Genomic DNA, 578 nt, shown 5'->3' with positions numbered 1-578 from the left:
CAGTTTCGTAACCAAAATGGATGGATAGCGTTTCGTCTTTCATGTTCTTCCTTGAGCGTCATCGAGATAAATCGTGGACTTATCATGCCGACTTTTTAACCACAGAACCTCGTTATGGGTCACATTGCCCAAGTCCAGAAACGTTTATGAAATGGGAAAAGGTAACATTTTTGATATTCATCGATAGGTATAACTTGCGCTTGATTGAAAGTCTTTAATCTTGTTGATAATCCTCCTTCAATATGAACTAAAGTGAATGTGACCTATTGAGTTCTCAAACTCATTGAGATGGGAGCAATAGGCAAAAAACTTACTCTGTATGGAGATGACCGATGAACAAAAACTGGATCCCTATTGCCCTATCTGGGCTTGCTTTAACGGGGTGTTTTTCTGAAGAAGCGAAAGAAGTAGAAGCCGTCGCCGAGCCACTCAAAGTAACCGCCGCAGACAAAATTTATTATGGTGGCGACATCCTAACCATGGCAGGCGATAAGCCAGAGTACGCCGAAGCCGTCGCGACATTAGGCGAGAAAATCATTTATGTCGGCAGCAAAGATGGAGCGATGGAACACAAGTTC

General features: G+C 42.9%; 1 pseudogene. It reads left to right on the top strand.

Going from position 1 to position 578, the window contains the following annotated elements:
* Positions 1-332: 332 nt before the first annotated feature.
* Positions 333-578: pseudogene (locus tag R7040_RS28495) on the top strand (amidohydrolase); the annotation flags it as partial.

The organism is Vibrio sp. 1069 (assembly GCF_033340555.1).
Note: the sequence above shows the minus strand (reverse complement) of the source record. Positions and strands in the feature narration are given on the sequence as shown.